This window comes from Duganella violaceipulchra, assembly GCF_019166075.1.
GTDB classification, from domain to species: domain Bacteria; phylum Pseudomonadota; class Gammaproteobacteria; order Burkholderiales; family Burkholderiaceae_D; genus Rugamonas; species Rugamonas violaceipulchra.
On record NZ_JAHTGR010000001.1, the window covers coordinates 567,533 to 588,946 of the forward strand.

22 protein-coding genes are annotated in these 21,414 nt (G+C 64.5%); 14 read left to right on the forward strand and 8 right to left on the reverse strand.

Annotation, left to right across the window (positions count from 1 at the left end):
- Nucleotides 1-2 precede the first annotated feature (2 nt).
- Genes mdcG through KVP70_RS02420 form a run of 3 tightly spaced genes read left to right on the forward strand, consistent with a single transcriptional unit; the run spans nt 3 to nt 2,541 of the window.
- Complete coding sequence (gene mdcG / locus KVP70_RS02410) at nt 3-683, forward strand: malonate decarboxylase holo-[acyl-carrier-protein] synthase (protein WP_217940392.1); 681 nt, start codon at nt 3-5, stop codon at nt 681-683.
- Complete coding sequence (gene mdcB / locus KVP70_RS02415) at nt 683-1,618, forward strand: triphosphoribosyl-dephospho-CoA synthase MdcB (protein ID WP_217940393.1); 936 nt, start codon at nt 683-685, stop codon at nt 1,616-1,618. The genes mdcG and mdcB overlap by 1 nt, the downstream gene beginning before the upstream one ends.
- Nucleotides 1,615-2,541 carry an ACP S-malonyltransferase gene (locus KVP70_RS02420; protein ID WP_217940394.1) on the forward strand — a complete coding sequence of 309 codons (927 nt, stop codon included), beginning with the start codon at nt 1,615-1,617 and terminating at the stop codon, nt 2,539-2,541. The genes mdcB and KVP70_RS02420 overlap by 4 nt, the downstream gene beginning before the upstream one ends.
- A 16-nt stretch (nt 2,542-2,557) precedes the next feature.
- Here the strand turns inward: KVP70_RS02420 and trxC are convergent, their stop codons facing one another.
- The 5 genes from trxC to KVP70_RS02445 form a co-directional block, all read right to left on the reverse strand.
- The gene (gene trxC, locus KVP70_RS02425; protein ID WP_217940395.1) at nt 2,558-3,019 is read right to left on the reverse strand and encodes a thioredoxin TrxC; all 462 of its coding nucleotides are present in this window, start codon (nt 3,017-3,019) and stop codon (nt 2,558-2,560) included.
- Between the two features lie 121 nt (nt 3,020-3,140).
- Nucleotides 3,141-3,782, reverse strand: coding sequence for a phasin family protein (locus KVP70_RS02430; RefSeq protein WP_217940396.1), 642 nt, complete (start codon nt 3,780-3,782; stop codon nt 3,141-3,143).
- Between the two features lie 181 nt (nt 3,783-3,963).
- Nucleotides 3,964-5,535 carry an ABC transporter permease gene (locus KVP70_RS02435; protein ID WP_217940397.1) on the reverse strand — a complete coding sequence of 524 codons (1,572 nt, stop codon included), beginning with the start codon at nt 5,533-5,535 and terminating at the stop codon, nt 3,964-3,966.
- Nucleotides 5,532-6,401: an ABC transporter ATP-binding protein gene (locus KVP70_RS02440; RefSeq protein ID WP_217940398.1), complete on the reverse strand. Its 870-nt coding sequence runs from the start codon at nt 6,399-6,401 to the stop codon at nt 5,532-5,534. Before KVP70_RS02440 ends, KVP70_RS02435 begins: the two co-directional genes overlap by 4 nt.
- 141 nt (nt 6,402-6,542) lie before the next feature.
- The gene (locus tag KVP70_RS02445) at nt 6,543-7,412 is read right to left on the reverse strand and encodes a substrate-binding periplasmic protein (RefSeq protein ID WP_229224530.1); all 870 of its coding nucleotides are present in this window, start codon (nt 7,410-7,412) and stop codon (nt 6,543-6,545) included.
- Nucleotides 7,413-7,553: 141 nt separating this feature from the next.
- Here KVP70_RS02445 and KVP70_RS02450 point away from each other — a divergent pair, with 141 nt between their 5' ends.
- The 9 genes from KVP70_RS02450 to KVP70_RS02490 all read left to right on the forward strand — a co-directional run bounded on the left by KVP70_RS02450 (nt 7,554) and on the right by KVP70_RS02490 (nt 16,010).
- Nucleotides 7,554-7,880: a flagellar basal body rod C-terminal domain-containing protein gene (locus KVP70_RS02450; protein WP_217940399.1), complete on the forward strand. Its 327-nt coding sequence runs from the start codon at nt 7,554-7,556 to the stop codon at nt 7,878-7,880.
- A 49-nt stretch (nt 7,881-7,929) separates the two neighbouring features.
- Entirely contained in the window at nt 7,930-9,084 is a 1,155-nt protein-coding gene (locus KVP70_RS02455) for an acyl-CoA dehydrogenase family protein (protein WP_217940400.1), read from the forward strand.
- Entirely contained in the window at nt 9,084-10,625 is a 1,542-nt protein-coding gene (locus tag KVP70_RS02460) for a class I adenylate-forming enzyme family protein (protein WP_217940401.1), read from the forward strand. Before KVP70_RS02455 ends, KVP70_RS02460 begins: the two co-directional genes overlap by 1 nt.
- A gap of 17 nt (nt 10,626-10,642) precedes the next feature.
- Entirely contained in the window at nt 10,643-11,797 is a 1,155-nt protein-coding gene (locus tag KVP70_RS02465) for an ABC transporter substrate-binding protein (RefSeq protein WP_217940402.1), read from the forward strand.
- 6 nt (nt 11,798-11,803) lie between these two features.
- The gene (locus KVP70_RS02470) at nt 11,804-12,676 is read left to right on the forward strand and encodes a branched-chain amino acid ABC transporter permease (protein ID WP_217940403.1); all 873 of its coding nucleotides are present in this window, start codon (nt 11,804-11,806) and stop codon (nt 12,674-12,676) included.
- Nucleotides 12,673-13,650 (forward strand): branched-chain amino acid ABC transporter permease, encoded by a 978-nt coding sequence (locus KVP70_RS02475; protein ID WP_217940404.1) that lies wholly within the window; start codon nt 12,673-12,675, stop codon nt 13,648-13,650. Before KVP70_RS02470 ends, KVP70_RS02475 begins: the two co-directional genes overlap by 4 nt.
- On the forward strand, nt 13,643-14,356 hold the full coding sequence (locus tag KVP70_RS02480; protein ID WP_217940405.1) for an ABC transporter ATP-binding protein: 714 nt from the start codon (nt 13,643-13,645) through the stop codon (nt 14,354-14,356). The genes KVP70_RS02475 and KVP70_RS02480 overlap by 8 nt, the downstream gene beginning before the upstream one ends.
- Complete coding sequence (locus KVP70_RS02485) at nt 14,349-15,050, forward strand: ABC transporter ATP-binding protein (RefSeq protein ID WP_217940406.1); 702 nt, start codon at nt 14,349-14,351, stop codon at nt 15,048-15,050. The genes KVP70_RS02480 and KVP70_RS02485 overlap by 8 nt, the downstream gene beginning before the upstream one ends.
- Nucleotides 15,051-15,260: 210 nt before the next feature.
- Complete coding sequence (locus KVP70_RS02490; protein ID WP_217940407.1) at nt 15,261-16,010, forward strand: substrate-binding periplasmic protein; 750 nt, start codon at nt 15,261-15,263, stop codon at nt 16,008-16,010.
- Between the two features lie 61 nt (nt 16,011-16,071).
- Here the strand turns inward: KVP70_RS02490 and KVP70_RS02495 are convergent, their stop codons facing one another.
- Both KVP70_RS02495 and KVP70_RS02500 read right to left on the reverse strand, forming a co-directional pair.
- Nucleotides 16,072-16,674 (reverse strand): PEP-CTERM sorting domain-containing protein, encoded by a 603-nt coding sequence (locus KVP70_RS02495; RefSeq protein WP_217940408.1) that lies wholly within the window; start codon nt 16,672-16,674, stop codon nt 16,072-16,074.
- A 102-nt stretch (nt 16,675-16,776) separates the two neighbouring features.
- A complete protein-coding gene (locus tag KVP70_RS02500; RefSeq protein WP_217940409.1) occupies nt 16,777-17,679 on the reverse strand; it encodes a hypothetical protein in 903 nt (300 codons plus the stop codon).
- Between the two features lie 351 nt (nt 17,680-18,030).
- Here KVP70_RS02500 and KVP70_RS02505 point away from each other — a divergent pair, with 351 nt between their 5' ends.
- On the forward strand, nt 18,031-19,278 hold the full coding sequence (locus KVP70_RS02505) for a hypothetical protein (RefSeq protein ID WP_217940410.1): 1,248 nt from the start codon (nt 18,031-18,033) through the stop codon (nt 19,276-19,278).
- 9 nt (nt 19,279-19,287) lie between these two features.
- Here KVP70_RS02505 and KVP70_RS02510 read toward each other — a convergent pair whose 3' ends face one another.
- Nucleotides 19,288-20,259 (reverse strand): Lnb N-terminal periplasmic domain-containing protein, encoded by a 972-nt coding sequence (locus KVP70_RS02510; protein WP_217940411.1) that lies wholly within the window; start codon nt 20,257-20,259, stop codon nt 19,288-19,290.
- Between the two features lie 224 nt (nt 20,260-20,483).
- Between KVP70_RS02510 and KVP70_RS34125 the strand changes: the two genes are divergently transcribed.
- Nucleotides 20,484-21,383 carry a LysR family transcriptional regulator gene (locus KVP70_RS34125; protein WP_217940412.1) on the forward strand — a complete coding sequence of 300 codons (900 nt, stop codon included), beginning with the start codon at nt 20,484-20,486 and terminating at the stop codon, nt 21,381-21,383.
- The last annotated feature ends 31 nt before the right edge of the window (nt 21,384-21,414 follow it).

Below are 21,414 nucleotides of genomic sequence, written 5' to 3' on the forward strand. Positions count from 1 at the left end.
AGATGGCACAGCCAGGGGCCGCCGCGCGCGGCCTTGAGCGGCATATGCTGGCCTGGCTCACAGAACCGGGCTGGCAGGCCGTCATGCGCGCGGCGCAGCCGCAGCACAAGGCTGCGCTCACGCTCTGGCAGGGACAGGATTGGCCGGCCGTGGTGCGGCGCTTCGATATCGACGCGCAGCCGGACGAGGTTTGCCTTGGCCTGCCGCTGCCGCCGGATGAGGACACTGGCGAAAAGGTGCGCATCGCCTTGCGCGCGCAGATGCTGGACATCAGCAGGACGTCGCAGGCGGTGGAGCTGCGGTCGGCGCTGCGCTGCGCCGGCCCGTGGCGCGAGGCGTTGACAACGCTGGAGCGCGAGACCGGACATCTTCACCTGCGCATCTACGGTTCGATGGCGATGCAGGCGCTGACTGGCTTGCTGTATCTAACGCCTACTTCGGACATCGACATCCTGTTCCATCCGCGCAGCCGCGAGGAACTGCATGACGGCGTGGCGCTGCTCTCGCGGCACGCGGCACACCTGCCACTCGATGGCGAAATCGTATTCCCCGGCGGGCAGGCGGTATCGTGGAAGGAGTGGCGCACGGCGATGGAAAACCCGGCCCGTGTGATCGTCAAGGAGCTGCATGCGGTGCGGCTTGCAGATACGGCTTCGCTGCTGGCGACGTTGGAGCCTCATTGATGCGCACCGCCCTCGCACCAGCGCGCCTGCGGACGCCGGCGATGATCAAGCCGGGTATGAGCCGCACGGCGCAGCACAACTTTGCGGGCGAGGTGGCGCGGCTGGCGGTTCGCAGCCTACACGCGGAGCTTTGCCTGTATCCCAAGCCCGGCCTGGTGTCGCTGGTGGACACCGGCAGCCATGACGATATGGATGCGCAGACCTTCGTGCGCAGCCTGTTCTCACTGCGCCACTATTTCAAGCAAATCTGCCTGGCAGGGTTGAACGATGCTCCGTTCGCGCGGTTGAAGCAGCTGGGCATCGAAGCCGAAGCCGCGATGCTGAAGTCGACGCGCGGTATCAATACGCATCGGGGTGCAATCTTCAGCCTCGGCCTGCTGTGCGCCACCGCCGGTCTCGCCCGCGCGCAAGGCACGCCGATGACGCCGGCCGCCCTGCGCGCCGCCATGCTGATACGCTGGGGCGAGGAACTGGCCATGCATGCCGCCGCAGTCCCAGCTTCAAGCCCGCCGCCGGCGCAACTGAGCAACGGCCTGCGCGTCGCGGCGCAATATGCCGTCAGCGGCGCGAGGGAAGAAGGCGCGCTAGGGCTGCCATCGGTGTTCGACATCGGCGTCCCGGCGCTGCTGGCCTCACGCGCGCGTGGCGCCAGCATGACGCACGCGCGCATCGACACGCTGTTCACGCTGATGGCGCGCATCAGCGACAGCAACGTCTATCACCGCGCCGGCCCGCAAGGAGCGCAGACCGTGCGCAAGCACGCCCAACACTTCATCGATCTGGGCGGCACGGCCAACGCCAACTGGCGCGCGCAAGCGCTGGCCAGCCATCGCGCATTCGTGCAGCAGCGACTTTCCCCAGGCGGCGCGGCGGACCTTCTGGCAGCCAGTTGCCTGGTCCACGCCATCGCCGCGATGGAGCAGGACGGGCAATGACAAGCTCCTACGGCGCCCAATCACGCCTGCTGCTGCTCTGCCCCGGCCAGGGGGGACAGCATGGCGGGATGTTCGACCTGCCCCGCAGCAGTCCGGCCGGCGACAGCGTCGCCAGCGCACTGCTGGCCGGCCTGGCGCTGGCCGACGACGAGGACATCTACGCCAATCGCAACGCCCAACCATTGATAGTCGCAGCCACGCTGTCGATGTGGGCGGCGATACGCGAGTTCGCGCCGCCGCCGGCGCTGGTGGCCGGCTACAGCATAGGCGAGCTGTCCGCCTACGGTATCGCCGGCGCCTTCCCGCCACAGATGGCGGTGCAACTGGCCGCACAGCGCGCGCAGCTGATGGACGACTGCGCCCGTGCCCTGCCCGGCCAAATGCTGATGGCGATCTCCGGCCTGGCGCTATCGCGCGCCTCGACCCTGCTTGCTGAACACGATTTTTACATGAGCATAGAAAACGGCGACGACGCCTGCATCGCCGGCGGCCCGGCCGCAAGTGCCGAAGCGCTTGAGCAGGCGACGCTTGCAGCCGGCGGCCGCTGCACGCGCCTGCCGGTGGCGGTGGCCTCGCACACGCGCTACATGCAGGCCGCCGTCGCCCCCTTCGCCGCGGCATTGCAGCGAACCGAATTCCAGCCGAAGAGCGCACCGGTTTTGGCGGGCATAGTCGCGATGGCCGTCAACAGCAAGGCCTTGGCGGTCGAGCAGCTGTCGCGCCAGCTGGCGGAGACCATCCACTGGGCCGCCTGCATGGACGCCGCCGCCGAAGCGGGCATCACCTACGCGCTGGAACTCGGCCCAGGCGCCGCGCTATCGCGCATGCTGCAAAGCCGGCACCCGCACATCAACACCCGCTCCGTGGCCGACTTCCGCACGCTGGACGGCATCCGCAAATGGCTGGAGCGCGCCGCCGAATAGCGGGCAACGAAACAACTCAAGCGCGATTGTTCTGCGTCGCCCAGGCGACGATATTGGTCGCATCCATCGCGCCCGGCTGCCGCGCCACCTCGCGCCCGCCCTTGAACAGCGCCAGCGTCGGTATGCTGCGGATCGCATAGCGCGCCGCCAGTTCCTGCGCCTCTTCCGTATTGAGCTTCACCACGCGGAACTGCGGCTCGAGCCGCTGCGTGGCCTGTGCGTAAAACGGCGCCATCGTCCTGCACGGTCCGCACCACGGCGCCCAAAAATCCACCAGCACCGGAATATCGCTGCGCTCGATGTGCTTGAGGAAGCGCGCGGCCGACAACTCCAGCGGCTGTCCGGTGAACAGTGCCTTCTGGCACTTGCCGCACACCGGCTGCTGCGCCAGCTTGGCGGCGGGCACGCGGTTCACGGCGTCGCAATGGGGGCAAACGATATGCAGCGATTCAGGCTGCACGGCGGCGGTATTCGTCATCTTTATCTCCAGGCTGCTTCAAGCCTCCCATGATAAAGCAAGGACAAAAAAAATGCCGCGCTACGCGATGCCAGATCGCGGACGCGGCGAAGACTAGAACCTACCGGCTCCGTCGTCGTTCTCAGGTTTCCTTGCGGGCGCCGGTCTGCTTTCCGGATTGAGCAGCTTGAGCGGCAGTCTGGGCCTGGGATGCCTGTTGCCCACCCTGCATGCTGCCTTCACGGCTTTCGACGCCGTTCTGGCTGGCGCTCTGCATGGTCGAGCTGCTGCGCATTTCATTGCCGCGCGATTGGCGTGTGCCGTCGCTATGGCTGATGAACGGATCGGAGAAGCGTTCCACCGCGTCCTGATGGCTGCGCAGCGTTTTTTCCGTTTCTTCGGACGTGACGCGGGCCACTTCGTCAGCCAGGGCCTTGGCGGTGCGGCTGGTTTCCTGCACGTGCTCTTCCGCCACCTTGGACAGGTCGACCTGGGTGTCGGCGGCAATGCGAGACAGATGCTGCTGGTAAGCGCGCAGCTTCTCGGCGGTGGGTTGGGCATGGGCGGCGGCGGCGGCAATCGCCTCCGTCGGACGGTGCGCGGTAATGATTTGCTGGCCCGTCGTCGTGCTTTCTTCCAGCAGTGTTTGCGCCAATTGGATGTTCAGGTCGCTGTACTGTTGAACGGTACGGAACAGGGACTTCGACATGTCGTTAAAGAACGCCAACTGGGCTTCCATATGGGTTTTGGCTGCTGGGGTGACAGATTGAGAAAATGGATACATAGATGCCTCGAAAAGAAAGTAAAAGATGGCCTGGGGATAGTCGAACCGGTTTCGACGCCGCATCGCAGCGCGAATGCCAAGGCTACGTTAGACAGTCCCGCGACGTCTGATCTAGATCAAACGTGCGTTGCCGCTATCGCGGGAACTCCGGAAAGCGGATTAATCCTAGGCCATCTCTTCTTCAGTTCCGCGCCGCCCGCCATTTCTCGTGCCACAGGGCGATGGAGAACAGCATGATTCCCACCACCAGTTGCCCCATCACCGAGGCCGCGTTGGCGGCGCCGGTAAAACCTGCGATGTCGAGCGCCGGCACCTTGGCGGTCTGGCCGGCAACGTACATCAGGAACAGGAACAGCGCGAGAAACACCCGGCCGCTGCGGCTGGTGCGGCCCAGCAGGCTGGCCGCCGCCGACAAGCTGAACACGCCGGTGAACAAGGCGGCGGCGCGCAAGGGATCGGTGGCCAGCCAGCGCACCGCCACCGGCGCGCTGAACAGCAGCGCCAGCAGGCAGGCACCCAGCAGTTGCGCCATGAAGCGCCGCTCGACGCCGCCCGGCGCCGCGCCGCTCATGGCGTCGACGTCGCTGCGGAAGTCGCGCACGCTGAGCTCGCTGGCCAGGATGCCCCAGATCACGATGCCGGCCATCAGCCAGCTGCCCAGCATGGCGTTGCCGATCACGCAGCCGCCGACCAGCATCACCAGCAAGGCTGCGACGGCGGCGGGATTGGACACCAGCGCCAGCCCGACCACGGCCAGCGCCTCGCCCCACACGCCCGGCACCCGCGCCGCCAGTGGAAACAGCGGCCGCGCCCATGCCGACAAGGGCCGCAACAAACGGTTGACCAGCGCCAGCGGCGACCAGCGTCCACCGCCGCCGGGAGCGACCTTGACCCGGTCCGGCGCATAGCGATGGAACAGCGGCAGCGCCAGCAGCAGGGGCAGCAACGCCAGCAGCGCGCAACCCACGCGGCTCAAGATCAGCTGCATGCTCCACAAGGTGTCGGGCAAGGTGATCGGCGCCAGCGCCTCCTTGAAATCCGCGCCGCCGATGGCGAAGTTGGCCGTATCGACGCTGCTGTGAAACGTCATGAGCGAAGTGCTGATGCCGGAAAAATCGATCAGCAGCCATGGCGACCATCCCTTCACGCCGAGCATCAGCGCGGCCGGCGCGCCGACCTGCGCGATGAACAGCAGGAAGTACAGCACGTCGCCGCCCTTGCCCATCAGCGGCGCCCACGATTCGCACAACAGCGCCAGACTGGCCACCAGGAACACGGTGGGCAGCAGCAGCAAGGCGTAGGTCTTCAGGTAGATGTCCAGCTGTATCGGCCCGACGCCGCGCACCAGGTGCAGCACCAGGATGGTGGCCATGAAGATCAACAGCAGGCAGCACAGATAGGCCACGCTGCCCAGCCAGCGGCCAAACAGGAACACCGCATTGCCGACCGGCGCAGCCGCCAGCACCGGCGCCACGCCGCTGCGGACATCCTCGCCCATGCGCCCGCGCACCAGGTAAAAGCCGGCGAGGCCGAACAGCAGCCCGGCCAGCAGCGCGGTGCCCAGCGCCAGGCAGCTGCTGGTGTACAGCACGCGCGCGCTGTCGATGGACATCAGCGTGTAGCCCCACTGGGGATCGCCGACCATCATCCAGCTGACCGCGATCAGCCCCAGCACCGCCACCAGCGTGCCGGTGCGGCGCATGCGCAGCCGCACTTCGGTCAGCACCAGCAACTTCAAGGCCAGCGCGTTCATGCCGCCGCTTCCTGCACGGCGTAACGCTGCGTCATCAGCGCTTCTTCCAGCGTGGGCTCGGCCGGCACCGCGCCCGCGCACGGCGAGCTCGGATGGGCGATGCGCAGGTTGATGCCATGTTCATTGCGCTGCGCTTGCAGCACCTGCACCTCGGCGCGCAAGGCTTCGTAGTGCTGCGCCTCCACGGTAACCGACCATACCTGGCTGCGCGCGCCGTGCACAAAACTGTCCGGCGTATCGAAGGCCACCAGCTTCCCCTTGTTCATGATGGCCAGGTGGCCCGCCATGTTCTCGATGTCGGACACGATATGGGTCGACACGATCACCAGTTTGCGGAAGCCGATCTCCGACAGCAGGTGGCGGAAGCGCAGCCGTTCTTCGGGATCGAGGCCGGCGGTCGGTTCGTCGACGATCAGCACATCGGGATCGTTGAGCAGCGCCTGCGCGATGCCGAGCCGGCGCCGCATGCCGCCCGAGAAACCCGCCGCCTGCCGGTGCGCATGCTCGTGCAGGTTGACCATCTCCAGCAGCAGCCGCAGACGGGCCGGATCGCGCACGCCCTTCAGCGCCGCGAAGTATTGCAGGAACTCCAGCGCCGTCAAATTGGGATACACGCCGAAGTCCTGCGGCAGAAAGCCCAGGCGCCCGCGGATCGCGTCGGGTTTCTTCACGATGTCCGCGCCGTCGAACAGGATCTCGCCGCTGGTGGGTTTGGTCAGCGTGGCGATCATTTGCATCAGCGAGGTCTTGCCCGCGCCGTTATGGCCGATCAGGCCGACCACGCCGGCCGGAAGGTTCAAACTGACGTCGTCGACTGCCCGCACGTTGTTCGCATAAGATTTGACGACGTTACGTAATTCAAGCATGTACAAAGCGCTCCTGGAAATGAAAGCGGGGCCGCTCCAGCACCATGCCGGACCGGCCCCGCTTGCGGGTGCCTTTATTCTACTGTGTTATCTAATTAACACGGCAGCTTTTTGCACCGTCAGCCACACTAGTGACCGGTCCTAGGGGTAGCGTTTCAAATCCTCCAACGAAAACCACAGTTCCTTGCGCCCCAGCGGGGTTTGCGGGCTCAGCAAGGGGTTGGGAAGCTGAATGATCAGGCGCTGATCGAAGCGGGCGTTGCGCAGCAGGCGGCCATAGTGCAGATAAAATAGCTGCTCGAAACTGCCGTCGGCCAGGGCCGCCTCCAGCCCCGTCCGGACCGCCTCGGCCAACGCCGGGTTGTTGCGGTTGACGAAGAAATAGTCGGCGGTGGGATAGCGCAGCACGATATGGCTGTCGATCGCCAGCTCGGGATGGCGCGCCGCTTCGGCCCAGATCTCGTTGGTCGAGCGCGGCGCCCAGTCGATGCGGCCGGCGTTCAGCATGCCGAACAGGCCGCTATACACGGCGACTGGATGCACGTGCAGCCCGCTATGCCGCAGAATCTCCAGATCCGGCCAGTCATGCCCCTGGGCGGTGCTGAAGCGCTTCAAGTCCTCCACCGTGCGGACGTCGCGCAACAGGTCCTTGTGGTCGCCGCGCACCAGGCCGATGCGCCAGCCGATCAGGCCGCGCGTCATCGGTATCCGCACCGGCAGCAGCGCGGCCTCGCGCTCGGCCGAGGTCATGGTGCCGACGATGTCGATGCGGCCCGAGCCGGACTGCAACTCCACCAGCGCCCGGTTCTGCTGCATGCGTGTCGGCGACAGCTCGACCCGGTACAGGCCACCGGACTTGGCCAGCGCCAGTTCCAGCAGCGCCAGGCCGTATTCGCCGCGCTCGTCGTCGATGCTCTCGGCGCGCGGATAGTGGATCAGGATGGGATCGGCCGCTGCGGCCGCCGCAAGCAGGATCAGGCAGGCACACAGCAAGCGGCGCAGCGTAGGCATGGCTCCGGTTCCACAAAAGTATCTCCATGACAATAGTCACCCAGTTGCCCGGCGGCGTCAAGCCTGCTGAATTTTCAATCAAAAACGTGCATTCCGCCCGACACAGGTGTACACTTTCGGTACTTGCCGAAGGGAAATATCATGGCCATCGCCGCACTCAGCTCAGGAATCACCGGTCTCAACGCCTCCGAACGGGCCTTGGGCAACAGCGCGCACGCGATCGCCAACATCGGCACCCAGGGCTTCCAGCCGACGCAGGCCGTGTTCAAGGAAAACGCGCCGGCCGGCAGCGGCGTGTCGATCTCGTTCCAGGCGCAGCAGCTGCAAGCGGCGGACGCGCCCAGCGCCACCGACCTCGCCACCGAGACCACCAATTCGCTGGTCTACAAGGCGCAATTCGATCTGTCGGCCAAGGTGATCCAGGCCGCCGACCAGAATATCGGTACCCTAATCAACACCAAAGCTTGACAGGGTCTGGCCGAATCGGCACATTGAAGTCTGCCGAAGAGGGAGACCCATGATAAGAGACCAGGAAACGCTGAACATCCTGCTGGACAGCATCCGCCGCTTTGTGCGCGAACAACTGGTGCCGCACGAGCAGCAAGTGGCCGACACCGACGAAATCCCCCCCGCGCTGGTGGCGCGGATGCGCGAACTGGGCCTGTTCGGCCTGTCCATCCCCGAACAATACGGCGGCCTCGGCCTGACGATGGAAGAGGAAGTGCTGGCCGCGTTTGAAATCGCCCGCACCTCGCCCGCCTTCCGCTCGCTGTTCGGCACCAACAACGGCATCGGCTCGCAGGGCATCCTGATCGACGGCACCGAAGACCAGAAGAACACCTGGCTGCCGCGCATGGCCTCCGGCGAAGTGGTCGGCTCCTTCGCGCTGACCGAGCCGGGATATGGCTCGGACGCCGGCTCGCTCGCCACCTCCGCCGTGCGCGACGGCGACCACTACATCATCAACGGCACCAAGCGCTACATCACCAACGCACCGGAGGCCGGCGTGTTCACCGTGATGGCGCGCACCGACGGCACCCGCAAGGGACCGAGCGGCGTATCGGCCTTCATCGTCGAACGCAACACGCCCGGCATCTCGCTCGGCAAGAACGACAAGAAGATGGGACAGCAAGGCGCCCACACCTGCGACGTGATCTTCGAGAACTGCCGCGTGCCGGCCACCAGCATCATCGGCCGCAAGGAAGGCCAGGGCTTCAAGACCGCGATGAAGGTGCTGGACAAGGGCCGCCTGCACATCTCGGCGATCTGCGTCGGCGTGGCCGAGCGCATGCTGGACGACGCGCTGCGCTATGCGATGCAGCGCCAGCAGTTTGGCCAGCCCATCGCCGAGTTCCAGCTGATCCAGGCCATGCTGGCCGACAGCAAGGCCGAGATCTACGCCGCCCGCAGCATGGTGCTGGACGCCGCCCGCCGCCGCGACAACCGCGAGGACATCTCCACCGAAGCCTCGTGCTGCAAGCTGTTCGCCTCCGAGATGTGCGGCCGCGTGGCCGACCGCGCGGTGCAGATCCATGGCGGCGCCGGCTACATGTCGGAGTACGCGGCGGAGCGCTTCTACCGCGACGTGCGGCTGTTCCGCATCTACGAGGGCACCTCGCAGATCCAGCAGCTGGTCATCGCCCGCAACATGATCAAGGCGGCCGAGGCCTGATGGAGGCCATCGCCACCGACCACCTGCTGGCGACGCTGCCCGAGCGCCTCAGCGGCATCCCGCGCCGCTGGGCCGAACGCGCGCCGCAATCGTGGGCGCTGCACGACGGCGCGCGCCACTGGACTTACGCCGAGCTGGCCGCGGCCGTCGATGAAACCGCCGCCCTGCTGCGCACGCTGCAAGTGCGGCCGGGCGACCGCCTGATGGTGGTCGGCGAAAACTGCGCGGCACAAGTGGCGCTGATCTTCGCCGCCGCCGAAGTGGACGCGTGGATCGTCAACGTCAACGGCCGCCTGTCCGCGCGCGAGGTGGACCAGATCCTCGACCACAGCGGCGCGCGGCGCGCGATCTACCTGTCGATGCCCGCTTCGCCCGAATCCACCGCGCACGGCCAGCGGCATGGCGCCGTGTCCACGCCCTCGCCGTTCGGCGCGTGGATGATAGGCGCGCTCAATCCCGACTGCATGCCGGAGCCGGCACACGCCGACCCGGCGCGGCAAGTGGCGGCGCTGATCTACACCACCGGCACCACCGGCCAGCCCAAGGGCGTGATGCTCACGCACCGCAACCTGCTGTTCATCGCCGCCGTCTCCAGCACCCTGCGCGGTCTCACGCCCACCGATCGCGCCTATGGCGTGCTGCCCATCACCCACGTCTACGGCCTGGCCTCGGTCATGCTGGGCACCCTGTACGCGGGCGCCTGCCTGCACCTGTGCCCGCGCTTCACGCCGGACGCCGTGCTGAAGGCGATCCGCGACGACGGCCTGACCATCCTGCAAGGCGTGCCCGCCATGTATGCGCGCCTGCTGGAGACGCTGGGCGGTGGCGAACAGATTGCGTCGCGGCTGCGCTTCCTCTACGCCGGCGGCTCGCCGCTGGCACCCAGCCTGAAGGCGCAGGTGCAGCAGCTGTTTGGCCTGCCGCTGCACAACGGCTACGGCATGACCGAAACCTCGCCCACCGTCAGCCAGACCCGCCTCGACCGGCCGCGCGACGACGCCTCGGTCGGCCAGGTCATCCCCGGCGTCGAGGTGCGCCTGGTGGACGCCGGCGGCGACGACGTCGCACCGGGCGATGACGGCGAACTGTGGGTGCGCGGCCCCAACGTCATGGCCGGCTACTACCGCGAGCCGGAACTGACGGCGGCGGCGATGCGCGACGGCGGCTGGCTCAATACCGGCGACGTCGCGCGCCAGGATGCCGACGGCGCGCTGTTCATCGTCGGCCGCACCAAGGAGCTGATCATCCGCTCCGGCTTCAACGTCTATCCGCTGGAAGTGGAGACGGTGCTCAACGCCCATCCGGCGGTGACGCAGTCGGCCGTGGTCGGCCGCAATGCCGCCGACGGCAACGAGGAAGTGGTGGCCTTTGTCGAAATCGATCCGCGCCATCGCGTCACATGTGAAGAATTGCAGCACTACCTGGCGGGCCTGCTGTCGCCGTACAAATGCCCGTCCGAGATCATCGCAATGCAAGCCCTGCCCGCAGCGGCAACCGGAAAGATATTGAAAGGACAGCTGCGGCAACTGGCACAAAAATAACCACAAGGGAGACCAGCATGAAGAACACCACAATCGCGGCGCTGATCGCGATGGCACTGGCGGGCGGCGCGCGCGCCGAGGAATTCACGGTCGGCGCGGAGCTGCCGCTGACCGGCGCATTGGCCCGCGTCGGCTCGGGCATGCAGGAAGGCGTGCTGGTGGCCGCCGAAGTCTTCAACAAGACCAACGGCAAGCACAAAATCAAGATCATCACCATCGACGACGAATCGTCCCCGGCCAAGGCGGTGGCGGCGGTCGAAAAGCTGGCCAGCCAGGGCGCGGTGGCGATCACCGGCGGCTACGGCTCCAACAATATCTCGCCCGCGTCGGACGCGGCCAACAAACTGGGGCTGGTCTACATGACCTCCGGCGGCGTGGACGATAGCCTGGTCAACAGCGGCCGCAAGAACTTCTTCCGCATCAATAACACCGCCGGCTACGAAAAAGCCGTACTGGGACTGCTGGCCGACATGGGCGCGAAGTCCGTGTCGATCGTGTTCTCGACCAAGCAGGCCACGTCCGACCTGACTAGCTCCGTGCAGAAGGCGCTGACGGCCAAAGGCGTCAAGGTCACCACGCACTCCTTCGATCCGGCCATCACCGACTTCAAACCCATCATCAACAAAATCAAGCTCCAGGACAAATCGGAAGCGATCCTGATGGTCGGCTACGAGAACGATTACGTCGGCATCCTGCGCGCCGCGCGCGTGCTCAAGCCGCCGGTCAAGGCCATGATAGGCGTGTGGTCGCTGGCCACGCCCAAGATGGCCGCCGAGTTCCCGGACCTGATGCCCAACGTGTACGGCACCGCGCTGCTGCCCTTCCCCGCGGTTTTCGACACGGCGGACGGCAAGGCCTTTGCCGACGGCTACAAGGCGCTGTACAAGAAGGAACCGGACTACCTGGGCCAGTTCGGCTACGTGCAGGCGACGCTGCTGTTCGAAGCCATCGCCCGCGCCGCCGACAAAGGCACGGTGAAGAAGGGCGGCATCGTCGATGAGCTGCACAAGACCGACCGCGAAACGCTGATCGGCCGCGTGCAGTTCGGCGCCAACGGCGACAACCCCAACTTCGTGCACCGCATGGGCCAGCACCAGGGCAAGAACATCGTCATCGTCTGGCCCAAGGAGACCGCGACCGGCAAGATGGTGTATCCAGGCCTGCCCTGGTAAGCCGCCGTGACGGAACTGATACTCCAGGCGCTGTATTCCGGCCTGCTGCAGGGCGGCTCCTACGCGCTGATCGCGCTGGGACTGGCGCTGGTGTTCGGCACCATGCGGGTGATTAACCTGGCCCACGGCGAGCTGGTGCTGCTGGCGGCCTACATCGCCTACTCGGTGGAGTCGGGGCTGGGGCTTAATCCTGCATGGGCGATACCGATCGCGGTGGTGGTGGTCGGCGCGACGTCGGCCGGCGTGTACTGGATCGTCAGCCGCATCAAGCAGGACCGCGAGATCAATTCGCTGATACTCACCTTCGGCATCGGCGTGATCCTGACCAATCTGATCCTGCTGATCTGGAAGGCCGACGTCCGTTCGACCAGTTCCAGCTGGTTGCAGGAAGCCTTTGTGGTCGGCCCCTTGTACAGCATGCGTAGCGAGTTGATCTTCTTCGTGGTCAGCCTGGTGCTGATGGGCGGCCTGTGGTGGTGGTTGTCGCGCAGCTGGTATGGACGCGCGTTGCGGGCCGTCTCCAGCAACCGCGACGCCGCCAAGTTGATGGGCATCGCGCCCGGACGCACGGAGCTGGTGTCGTTCATCGTGGCGGGCATGCTGGCTGGTTTCGCCGGCGTGGCCTTGTACAGCTACGGCGTGATCCAGCCCGCGTATGGCGGCGCGCTGACGGTCAAGGCCTTCATCATCACCGTGCTGGCGGGAATAGGTTCGATCCCCGGCGTGCTGCTGGGCGCAGTGCTGCTGGGCGTGGCCGAGGCGCTGACCGTGACGCTGGCCAGTTCCGCCTTGCAGGAGCTGGCCGGCATGACGCTGTTCCTGCTGGTGCTGCTGGTGATGCCCAATGGCCTGATGGGCGCAACAAGGAGACGAGGATGACCCCGGCATCCAGCTTGCGGGGTAACGCTCAATCGAAGTCCGCAGGGCTGATCTACGCCCTGTTGATCGCGGTCGCCTATCTGCTCGTTCCAGCAGTCCTGGGTTCCAACAACTACGTCATGAGCCTGATCGTCGCCGCCATGGTGATCGGCTGCGTCGCCCTGTCCTGGGCGCTGCTGGGGAATATGGGCGGCATGGTCAGCTTCGGCCACAGCGCCTTCTTCGGCGTCGGCGCTTATGTCTCGGCCATCGTCACCGTCAAGCTGGGCGTGCCGGTGCTGGCGGGGATCGCGCTGGGCGGCGCCGGCGCGCTGCTGGCTTCCGTGGCGATGCTGCCGGTGCTGCGGCTGCGCGGCCCCTACTTCGCGCTGGCCATCCTGGCCTACGCCCACATCTTCCGCATCCTCGCCACCGAATGGAGCTCGCTCACCGGCGGCTCCGGCGGCATCGCCAACATCCCGGTGCTGCCGACCATCTTCGGCTACGACATGAGCGGCAAGACCGGCGCCTACCTGACCATATTGACCATCGTGCTGCTGTTCGCGCTGGCCTACCGCGCCATCCGCGCCAGCTACTACGGCATCGCGCTGCGCGCCATGCACGACAGCGAGGACGCCACCCGCGTGGTCGGCGTCAACAGCACGCTGCTCAAGGGGCTGATGCTGATGGTATCCGCCTTTATGGCCGGCGTGGCGGGCGCGTTCAACGCCCACTACATCAACTTCCTCGAACCGGACTACGCCTTCAACAGCGTGTGGGTGACGGTGCCCATCGTCGCCGCCATCTTCGGCGGCTACCGCACCATCGCCGGGCCGGTGGTCGGTGCGCTGGTGGTGTACCTGCTGGACCAACTGGTGTTCAAGTCGCTGATCCCCACCGGGCATCAGCTGGTGTTGGGAGGACTGCTGGTGGCGATGATCATCTTCAGCCCCACCGGACTGCTTGCCCTGCTGCGAAGGAAGAACCATGCTTGAGTTGATCAATCTCTCGGTCCGCTTCGGCGGCCTGACGGCGGTCAACACGGTCAACCTGACGGTCGGCACGCACGACGTGGTCGGCCTGGTCGGTCCGAACGGCGCCGGCAAGACCACGCTGTTCAACGCCATTTCCGGCCTGGTGCGCCCGACCGGCGGCACCATCCGCTTCGACCGCCACGACGTGATGCGCACGCCCATCTACCGGCGCGCGCGGTTGGGCATAGGCCGCACCTTCCAGATTCCGCAGCCCATGCACGAACTGACGGTGCGCGAGAACCTGATCGTGGCCCAGCGCTTCGGCACCGGCAAGGTCGACCAGGACAAAATCGACGAGATCCTGGAGTTCACCAGCCTGACCGACAAGGCTCACCGCGACGCCGCCACCGAACTGGCGCTGACCGAACTCAAAGCGCTGGAAGTGGCGAAGGCGCTGGCCACCACGCCCAAGCTGCTGTTGCTGGACGAAGTGCTGGCCGGCCTGGAGACCAGCGGCAAGCGGCGCTTCATGGGCATGCTGAAGGAGATGCACGCGCGCTTCGGCGTCGGCATCATCATCATCGAGCACGATATCGAGACCATCAACTCACTGTGCCAGCGGGTGGTGGTGCTCAACTTCGGCCAGCTGATCGCGGACGGCACGCCCGATGAGGTGTTCAACGATCCGGAAGTCATCCGCAGCTACACGGGAGCGGCGCATGCTTGAAGTAGACCAGATCCGTGCAGGCTACGGCGCGATCAACGTGCTGTGGGATGTAACGCTGAAGGCGGAAGCGGGCAAGCTCACCACCATCATCGGCCCGAACGGCGCCGGCAAGACCACGCTGCTGCGCGCGATCATGGGACTGACTCCGCTCACCGGCGGCGCGATCCGTCTGGACGGCCAGCGCCTGAACGGCACGCCGACGTGGGACATGGCGGACCATGGCATCGCCATGATCCCGGAAGGCCGCATGGTCTTCCGCGACATGGGCGTGGAAGAAAACCTGGTCATGGGCGCCTTCCACCAGTCGCACCGCGCGCATGTGAAGCAACGGCTGGAGCAAGCCTACGCAATGTTCCCCCGCCTGCGCGAACGCCGCACGCAACTGGCCGGATCGCTGTCCGGCGGCGAGGCGCAGATGCTGGCGATGGCGCGCGGGCTGATGTCCAACCCGCGCCTGCTGATTATCGACGAGCCGTCATTGGGCCTGGCGCCGCTGGTCGTCAATGAGCTGTTCGAGATACTGGAACGGCTCAAGGCCGGCGGCCGCACCATCATCCTGGTCGAGCAGAATACCGAACGCGCGGTAGGCGTGGCGGATCACGTCTACCTGATGCAAAGCGGGCGCGTGGCCTTGTCCCAGCCGGCGTCCCAGGTCGAACTCCAGCACCTCCACGCGCTTTACTTTGCACGCTGAAGGACGCCTCCGCAAAACGCGGCTCAATGATCGCTGTGGCCGGATGCCAACAACTGCCGGCCGCTGGCGGCCCTGAGCGGGCCACCCAGCGTTAGAATGGGCTAAGACTTTCCTTCTGCAAGCGCGCGTATGATTTTCGTCCCGCACCAATGGCAGCCCTTGCGCCAAACGCCACGTCGCGCTTTGCGGCGCCGTGCCCGTGTGTGCGCAATGCTGGCGGCATGCTGGAGCGGCATCCCGCTGCAGGCGGCGCCAGCGACGCCGACCGAGCCGGTCGTGGTCGGCGTATTCACGGTGGCCCCGTTCATCCTGCCCGGCCCGAACGGACCGCAGGGCGCGCTGATCGACTTCTTCGACCGCGAGATCGCCCCCCGCATGGGTGTGCGCTTTCAGTGGCAGCGCCCCGTCACGGTGGCGCGTCTGGAAATCAGCCTGGCGAGTGGCGCCGTGCTGTTCACCCCCATCCTCGCCCGTACCCCGCAGCGCGACAGCGCCGGCATACGCTTCGACGACACAGCCTATATCAAGTTCGAGCCCTGCATCGCCGTGCTGCCCGGACACCGCCTCGACCACCTGCGCAGCGCATCCGACCTGGCCGGCATGACCATAGGCTGGGTGCAAGCCGGCGTGCTGCCGCCCTTTATGCACAATCCGGCGATCCGGTTGGACCTGGTCGCCGGCGTAGACTGGGAAAAAGTCAACCTGGGCAAACTCCAGCTAGTGCGCATCGACGGCGCCTATTTTTCCAACTGCGCAAGCGCCAGCTATTACGCAGCGCGCAACAACATAAAGCTCAAGCTGCTGGCCGTGCCGGCGCCCGGCGTAACGCTGTATGGCGCCTTTTCGCCGCTGGCATCCCCGGAACTGGTGCAGCGCTACCGGCTCGCCGCGCAACAAGCCTTCGCCGGCGGTCGCTTCGACACCTATCTGAATCAGGCACTGAACGAAACGCACCCCTGATCGAAAGCTTCGGCGGCTGCAGGCACCTGGTGCAGAGCGCTAAACAGTTGCCCTGATACGCTTAGGCGCGGCGGCGCGCGCGCCAGCCCAGCAGCGCCAGACCAGCGCCGAGCAAGGCCCATGACGAGGGTTCCGGCACCGGCGTCGTAGTCAGCACCATATTGTCCAGATTGAGAATGTTGCCCGGATTGTCAGGCAGGACGGCAAAGCCGGCGATCGCTTCCGCGCTGGACAAGGACAACGTCTGGCGCTGGAAACCCTGGCCAGCATTGAGAACGTGGTCACTGGCGATCACCTTGCCGGTGGCGTCGTATGCATACAGAGTCGCATTCCAGTAGGAATAGCTTTGGATGCTGATGCCGTAGACCGGGGTGCTGAAGGTGCCAACCGGATTGGTCGACGACAGAAAGTGATTGCCTGGATTGCCGTCGAAGAAAGGCCCCTCGAACAGCGTGCCTTGCGTGAAGGTGATGCCGGCAGGCGTCAGCTCGTTACGTATCCAGCGGATGCTATCGCTGAACATGGGCAAGTCATCGGCAGTCCCCAAGCGGCCATCGGCGCCTGGCGTGGTCTCAAAATCCACAAGAATGGTCGCGGCGGAGGCGGAACCCGCCATGAGCAGCGTAGCCAAGGTAGTGGCAAGCAGACGGTTGATTGCGGCCATATTTACTCCATATTGATTAAAATTCAATTATCAAATATTTAATAATACCTGTCCAGCATTGTAACGCCCCATCGTGAGGCTCCGGCTTCCCCGTCCCCCTGACTAACGCGCCGATGCCGGCACAGCGCGGAAGGCCGCAACCTGGTTCGACATGATGCTGATAGCAGGAAGCACATAGGTGGAGTCGGTGGCGGTGAACGTAAACGCTTTAACGGCCGCGGCAGCATTGGCGTTGAAGGCGGAGTTGGGGATAGCCGCCAGCGTATCGTACTGATAGACATTGTATTTAACACCGGCGGTCAAGCCGTACACGGTCGCGGTCAATGTCAATGGCGCTGCCGCTGGCGGCGTATTCGATCCATTGCTGATGGCCGGGTTCTCGTAATTCAAGTTGGTCGCCAGGCGCACCGGGACGGTCTCGCGATTCAGGTCGGTGACGCCGGTGATCGCAACGGCGGAATTCCGGTTGCCGCTGTTGCTATGCAGGGCCAGTGAATACGGCGGCGCAGTGGGCGAGTTGGCCTGGACACGGGTCATCTGGAATGCGCCGTAGCTGTATTGGAACAGGTAGGCCGCAGCCACCGGCGGGCTGCTTGCAGAGCTGGGGAACTTGACGTTGTGGTTGCCGCTGTTGTCGCTCAGTTGCAAAATGTCGTCGGCATAATAGCTCTGCTTAAATCCCTGTGCCAAGGGATGATTGGATGCGATGCCATTGACCGGGACAATGTGATCGTAGCTGGAAAAGCCGGTCGCCGGATCGCCGCCAGGCTCATACAGATTCACGTAGACCCCGATAATCACCGGGTAGCCTGCCAGCACATAGCCCTTCACCCAGGCCAGGTACTGGCTGGTAGTGACCGCTTCTGTCTGCCCATCCCACTCAACCGCATTCAGATGCATATTGGCCGCCGCCGTCAAATCGTTGACCGAAATGAGCAACTGGCTCTTGGGATCGCTTTGATTGACGCCCGGTGTCGCGGCAGCGCGCGCGGTGAATTGCGACACATACTGACCGTAGTACAAGCCGGCGCTGATGAATGCGGTTTCGCCGCGAGCCGTAGTTGCCGTTCCACTGGTGGCGCGGTGGAATCGCCAACGACATCGCGTAGCTCGCGCCGGTTGGAGGGCCGGGCGAATCCGACGGTATCGACCCCGGCAAGATCGCTGGCACGAGACTCACACTGGGTTCGCTTTGGTTGCCGGGGTCCGGCGCCGTGCTGGCGCTGCTGCCTGAGCCGCCGCCACAGCCAGCCAGCACTAATCCCGACAGGCTGGCCACCAAAGCGACCGTGAGTTTTTTATTCATTATGTCTCCGTTTTTTTGTGTACTCCCTGAGTTATTATAAATGCAATCTGATGCAATTGACTCCGGGGATGACTATGCCATTTCGAGTAGGCCAGTATGTAACGGTAGACAAAGGGCGGGCCGAGTGGCATGGCGAAATCATCGCGCGCCTGCCCGGCGCCATGTTCGAAATCCGCTTGGGCGGTACCTCCGGCAGTTCCATGATAAGCAGTCAGGTCGCGCAAGACCGGCTAAGCGCGATTGTGCTGACTCGCCCGGAAAAGCCATCACTCAACGTCGTCCGGCGCGTGTACGTTGGCATGCTTCTGGAAAATACTGATTTACAAAGCAAGGAAATTGAACAACGATTCGAGCTCGTTAAAAAAGCGCTGTGCGGCTTTGAGGCTATGGTAGAAGACAAACTTCCGATCTGCGACAACCAACACCGCTTACGTGGAATTTTCCTCGCTCCGGAATATATGTTTGCAAGACATAAACCCGCAAAAACAAGGCTGATAGGGATCGAAAAAAGAGAAAAGGTAGTCCCACAACTTCATGCAACGGGCGACACGCGTCATCTTGATGAGATAGAAATGCAGAATTTATGCCGCGCCTTCGCAGCGTTAAGCGCGACTCTAAAAAATATACTGATCGTCCCAGGCACGATAGCCTGGCGACGCAGTATCACGCACTGCACGCCGGAAAAAGTTGGGCGATACCGCCAAGCAGTGACCGAATCGTCCAAATTTCGTCCTGCGCCCAGAGACCTGACCAAGGATGTCCCGGACCCGGAAGACGTCGATTTGCGTTTTGTAGCGCCGCCGCTTGCCGGTACATTACTGCCGCAGACCTACAAGGAGAGAATTGCCTCGGCATCAGGCGCCAGATACTTCGCCCGTAATACGGCGTTTGTTTACTACAATGGAATTAACGTCGCAAAGTATCACAAGATCGGCGATTTCCACGAGGTCTTGGGGGCCGAGGATACCGTACACATTCCCAGTGTCCAACCTTGCAGATTTGATTGCGGCGGCACGACATTTGGCATGTCGATTTGTGCGGACGATGATCTGCATGCAGGTCCGTTCGGCCAGCGCGTTCAGATACAGCGGACGCTGGCCCCGGTCGATTTTCACATCAAACTCTCTGCCAGCTGCGAGGCGCAAGTCAGATGCGCATATTTGCTCCCCACCGGCTTTTTACTCAGCAGCGACAGTCAAGAACTGCATTGCAAGGTCATCAATGCCTCGGGGAGCGACATCGCCAGTCTCGCTCCCGAAAAGGTGGGCATCGAAGGTCTCAGAGTGTTTGCCCTGTAAAAACGACGATCAGCGGAGCCTGATGCGGCCGGAGAAATCCATGTCTTGATCGGCCGCGCGCGCCCTGGCGGTGATGTGGGCTTGCTGCCGCTGCGCAGCGAAGCCGCCCTGCCCGGCCAGCGCGCCGATATCGTACAGGTAGCGGTCCAGGTAGCCGGAGGCCAGCAAGCGCCAGTCCAGCGGCAGGCCGGGATCGATGCGGCGCGCCATCTCGAAGACGATGGTGGTGCAGTTGGCGGTGAGCGTGTTGTAGAAGCGCGGCTCGCGCTTGAGCAACGCGCCCTCGTCCAGATACGACAGGAACAGCGAGCGTATCACTTCCGGCGGCATCTTCAGGCGATACAGATACATGTCCTCGCCGCGCGCGTTGGTGCGCACGCGCAGGATGTCGCGCTCGTCGGCGGCGATCAGCACGGTCTCAAAGCGTTTGAAGAAACCGGCGATGCCGTCGAAGCGCTCGCCGCGCTCCTTGCGGATCTCGATCGAGAACGTCAGGTAGCGGCCATCGGAGAAACCGAATGACACCAGGGTATGCGCGATGGCCGGCCCCATCCAGTACGACATCGCCACGTCGACCGACTGCAACTGCTGCAGGTCATACGAACGCTGCTCCCAGCGCTGCGTGTAATCGGCATCGCTGCGCCAGTCGAAATTGCGCACCTGGTCCAGCGTCACGATGCTGCCCTGCACACGGCCCGTGACCATGCGCGCCACGTCGTCCGCCCACACGCGGTCATGGCTGGGTTCGATGGTGCGCCACCAGCCCATCATCAGCACGACCGCCAGCGCCCACGGCAACAGCACGCGCGCGCTGCGCCGGCGCCACCACCACACCAGCGTCGCGACGCTGGCCACGCCCCAGGCCACCGCCATCACAGGCGCGGCCTGGAACCACAGCGCGCCGCCGCCCCACAGCGACAGGCACAGCATCAAGAGGAAGGCGCACAGCTTGGCGGCGAAGGTCAGGATTTTTTTGAGCATGCGCGATTATAGGGGCATCAGTCCTCTTTATCGTCGACGCCGCTTCCGCAGCCGATCTGGACGCATATTAATTTTAATGCAATACTTACGATCACGCCGATTATTCCGATGAGTTCCAACATGGCGGTACCCGTTAGTGGTGAAGAGACGCTTCACTGTAACGGCGCTGCGCTGAGCAATCCAATATCAAATACGGCGTCCAACTATCTCGAAACGGCATAACGGTGATTTCGCTTAAACAGTTTAAATATTTTGTAGAGATCGTGGAGGCCGGCAGCTACTCGCGCGCGGCGGAAAAACTGTACGTCGCGCAATCGGCGCTGAGCCGGCAGATCAAGGAGCTGGAGGACGAGCTGCAAACCCAGCTGCTCACGCGCGACTCGCGCCACATCTTGTTGACGCCGGCCGGCCGCCTGTTCTTCGAACGCAGCAAGCGCATCCTCGAGGACATCGACCACACGGTCGTGCAGGCGCGCCAGGTGGGGCTGGGCGCGCAAGGCCTGATCCGCTTGCAGCATTCCAGCTCGGTGATCCTGACGCCGGCGATGACGGCCGCGCTGAGCCGCTTGCTGGCGGAGTTTCCCGGCGCGACCCTGGAGATCTCGATGGCGCCGTCGGAAGACCAGACCATGGACATCGAAGAAGGCCGCGCCGATATCGGCCTGATCCGCATGCCGACCTTGCGCAAGTATCCACACATCCAGGTGCGCGAGCTGACCACGGAGCGGCTGGTGGTGGCGGTGTCGCAGCATTCGCCGCTGGCCAAGCTGGACAACATCGAACTGGCCAGCCTGAGCAAGGAGCCGTTCATTTCGATCCCGCACAAGGACCGTGGCGGCCTGAGCTACCTGGTGGCCAACCTGTGCCTGGACCAGGGCTTCTTCCCGACGCCGGCGCGTGTGCTGTCGCGCAAGTCCTCGCAACTGAGCCTGATCGAAGCCGACCTCGGCATCGCCATCGTACCGGAGTGCATGCAGTTGATGGCGCCGGCCGGCGTGCGTTTCATCCCGCTCTCGCACGGCAGCCTGGTTACCAAGGTCGGCCTGGCCAGCCGGCGCGAGGCCGAACCGCTGGTGACCGCCTTCGCCGACGCGCTGCTTTGCGAACTGGCGCAACGCCCTTAGTTCCTTCGTCCGCGCAAAAAATGGCGGCCGG

Excerpts from the sequence above, each read along its gene's own strand:
- mdcG (WP_217940392.1), top strand. The coding sequence starts at position 3 with ATGGCACAGCCAGGGGCCGCCGCGCGCGGCCTTGAGCGGCATATGCTG.
- mdcB (WP_217940393.1), top strand. The coding sequence starts at position 683 with ATGCGCACCGCCCTCGCACCAGCGCGCCTGCGGACGCCGGCGATGATC.
- KVP70_RS02420 (WP_217940394.1), top strand. The coding sequence starts at position 1,615 with ATGACAAGCTCCTACGGCGCCCAATCACGCCTGCTGCTGCTCTGCCCC.
- trxC (WP_217940395.1), bottom strand. The coding sequence starts at position 3,019 with ATGACGAATACCGCCGCCGTGCAGCCTGAATCGCTGCATATCGTTTGC.
- KVP70_RS02430 (WP_217940396.1), bottom strand. The coding sequence starts at position 3,782 with ATGTATCCATTTTCTCAATCTGTCACCCCAGCAGCCAAAACCCATATG.
- KVP70_RS02435 (WP_217940397.1), bottom strand. The coding sequence starts at position 5,535 with ATGAACGCGCTGGCCTTGAAGTTGCTGGTGCTGACCGAAGTGCGGCTG.
- KVP70_RS02440 (WP_217940398.1), bottom strand. The coding sequence starts at position 6,401 with ATGCTTGAATTACGTAACGTCGTCAAATCTTATGCGAACAACGTGCGG.
- KVP70_RS02445 (WP_229224530.1), bottom strand. The coding sequence starts at position 7,412 with ATGCCTACGCTGCGCCGCTTGCTGTGTGCCTGCCTGATCCTGCTTGCG.
- KVP70_RS02450 (WP_217940399.1), top strand. The coding sequence starts at position 7,554 with ATGGCCATCGCCGCACTCAGCTCAGGAATCACCGGTCTCAACGCCTCC.
- KVP70_RS02455 (WP_217940400.1), top strand. The coding sequence starts at position 7,930 with ATGATAAGAGACCAGGAAACGCTGAACATCCTGCTGGACAGCATCCGC.
- KVP70_RS02460 (WP_217940401.1), top strand. The coding sequence starts at position 9,084 with ATGGAGGCCATCGCCACCGACCACCTGCTGGCGACGCTGCCCGAGCGC.
- KVP70_RS02465 (WP_217940402.1), top strand. The coding sequence starts at position 10,643 with ATGAAGAACACCACAATCGCGGCGCTGATCGCGATGGCACTGGCGGGC.
- KVP70_RS02475 (WP_217940404.1), top strand. The coding sequence starts at position 12,673 with ATGACCCCGGCATCCAGCTTGCGGGGTAACGCTCAATCGAAGTCCGCA.
- KVP70_RS02480 (WP_217940405.1), top strand. The coding sequence starts at position 13,643 with ATGCTTGAGTTGATCAATCTCTCGGTCCGCTTCGGCGGCCTGACGGCG.
- KVP70_RS02485 (WP_217940406.1), top strand. The coding sequence starts at position 14,349 with ATGCTTGAAGTAGACCAGATCCGTGCAGGCTACGGCGCGATCAACGTG.
- KVP70_RS02490 (WP_217940407.1), top strand. The coding sequence starts at position 15,261 with ATGCTGGCGGCATGCTGGAGCGGCATCCCGCTGCAGGCGGCGCCAGCG.
- KVP70_RS02495 (WP_217940408.1), bottom strand. The coding sequence starts at position 16,674 with ATGGCCGCAATCAACCGTCTGCTTGCCACTACCTTGGCTACGCTGCTC.
- KVP70_RS02505 (WP_217940410.1), top strand. The coding sequence starts at position 18,031 with ATGCAATTGACTCCGGGGATGACTATGCCATTTCGAGTAGGCCAGTAT.
- KVP70_RS02510 (WP_217940411.1), bottom strand. The coding sequence starts at position 20,259 with ATGCTCAAAAAAATCCTGACCTTCGCCGCCAAGCTGTGCGCCTTCCTC.